The organism is Streptomyces sp. NPDC056948, from assembly GCF_042674225.1.
Classification (GTDB): Bacteria; Actinomycetota; Actinomycetes; order Streptomycetales; family Streptomycetaceae; genus Streptomyces; species Streptomyces purpurascens.
In genome coordinates this window covers 1-1,892 of sequence record NZ_JBHUQX010000764.1, presented here as the reverse complement: position 1 = coordinate 1,892, position 1,892 = coordinate 1, and the positions used below count along the sequence as shown (strand labels likewise).

The 1,892-nt window shown below is 71.1% G+C and carries 1 protein-coding gene and 1 pseudogene; both read left to right on the top strand.

Features of this window, described 5'->3' with window-relative positions:
• Nucleotides 1-346: pseudogene (locus tag ACFTZL_RS44470) on the top strand (NAD(P)/FAD-dependent oxidoreductase); the annotation flags it as partial.
• 204 nt (nucleotides 347-550) lie between these two features.
• Nucleotides 551-1,852, top strand: coding sequence for a class I SAM-dependent methyltransferase (locus tag ACFTZL_RS44465; protein WP_382596224.1), 1,302 nt, complete (start codon nucleotides 551-553; stop codon nucleotides 1,850-1,852).
• Nucleotides 1,853-1,892: the final 40 nt, after the last annotated feature.

Genomic DNA, 1,892 nt, shown 5'->3' with positions numbered 1-1,892 from the left:
GCGGGGCTTCCCGCAGAAGGACTACGCCCACGCCAACAAGGGCGCGGTGGCCGGTCTCGGCCTCCACAAGGGCGTCGCGATGATCGTCATGGGCAAGATGAAGATCAAGCTCAAGGGCCGTCTCGCCTGGTACATGCACCGTGGCTACCACGGTCTGGCGATGCCGACCTGGAACCGCAAGATCCGCGTCTTCGCCGACTGGACCCTGGCGATGTTCCTCAAGCGCGAGGTCGTCTCCCTCGGCGCGATGGAGACGCCGCGCGAGGAGTTCTACGAGGCCGCCAAGCCGGCCCCGGTCGCCGCCGCGCCGAAGGAGAAGACCGAGGAGAAGGCCAAGGCCTCCTGACCCTCCGCCGGTCACCCGCCTGACGAAGGACCTCCCGCCATCCGTGGTGCGGGAGGTCCTTCGGCGTTGTACGGAACTCACCGCCGGGTGGGCGAAGTGGCGGCTTTGCTCAGACATGACGCGTGCCGGGGACTGCGGTGAGGCCCGGCAGGTGTTTACGTGGTGTCGGACATTCCGGGATTCCCCGTCACGGAGGTGTACACCATGGCAGACGCCGCGCAGCGGCTGCAGGGCCTCTTCGCACAGTTGCTGGGAGCACCACCCCCGGTGCGCATCCGCGCCTGGGACGGTTCGCAGGCGGGCCCGCCGGGCGCGCCGACCCTGGTCGTACGCAACCGCCGCGCCCTGCGCCGCCTGCTGTGGAAGCCGGGCGAACTGGGCCTGGCCCGCGCCTGGGTGGCGGGCGACCTGGACATCGAGGGCGACCTCTACACCACTCTCGACCTGCTCGCCGGAGACATCTGGGAGCGCGGAGAGGACGCCCGCACCCTCACCCAGGCCCTGCGCGACCCCGAGGTCCGCTCCGCGGTCCGCGGACTCGTCAGGCTCGCCGGGACCCCGCTGCCGCCGGCCCCGCCCCCCGAGGAGGCCCGCAGCGCCCGCCGCCATCTGCACACCAAGCGCAGCGACAGACGCGCCATCAGCCACCACTACGACGTCGGCAACGACTTCTACGAGATCGTCCTCGGCCCGTCCATGGTGTACTCCTGCGCCTACTGGGACAGCCCGGACAGCACGGACGGCACCCTCGAACAGGCCCAGCACGACAAGCTCGAACTCGTCTGCCGCAAGCTCGGCCTGAGAGCCGGTCAGCGGCTGCTGGACGTCGGCTGCGGCTGGGGCTCCATGGCCATCCACGCCGCCCGCGAGCACGGCGTGAGCGTCGTCGGCGTCACGCTCTCGCAGGAGCAGGCCGCCTACGCCCGCAAGCGCGTCGCCGAGGAGGGCCTCACCGACCGGATCGAGATCCGCGTACAGGACTACCGCGACGTCCGTGACGGGCCGTACGACGCGATCTCCTCCATCGGCATGGCCGAACACGTCGGCGCCGACCGGTACCTGGAGTACGCCGACGGCTTGTACGACCTGCTCAAGCCCGGCGGCCGGCTCCTGAACCACCAGATCGCCCGCCGCCCGCAGCGGGACGAGACGACGTACGAGGTCGACGCGTTCATCGACTCCTACGTCTTCCCCGGCGGTGAGCTCCAGCCCGTCGGCGTCACCGTCACCCAGCTCGAGCGTGCCGGGTTCGAGGTGCGCGACGTCGAGTCGATCCGCGAGCACTACGCCCTCACGCTGCGCCGGTGGGTCACCCGCCTGGAGGCCGACTGGGAGCGTGCCGTCCAGCTCAGCGGCCCCGGCCGCGCCCGCGTCTGGCGCCTGTACATGGCCGCCTGCGCGGTGGCCTTCGAGCGCAACCGCATCGGCGTCAACCAGGTCCTGGCCGTGCGGCCCCCCGAATCCGGGGAGTCGGGCATGCCCCTGCGCGCCCGCACCTGGAACTGACACGGCGAAGGCCCCCTTTCCCACCGGTTCTCCGTCGGTG

What these genes read in the sequence shown, in the direction of transcription:
- ACFTZL_RS44465 (WP_382596224.1), top strand. Translation starts at nt 551, where the DNA reads ATGGCAGACGCCGCGCAGCGGCTGCAGGGCCTCTTCGCACAGTTGCTG.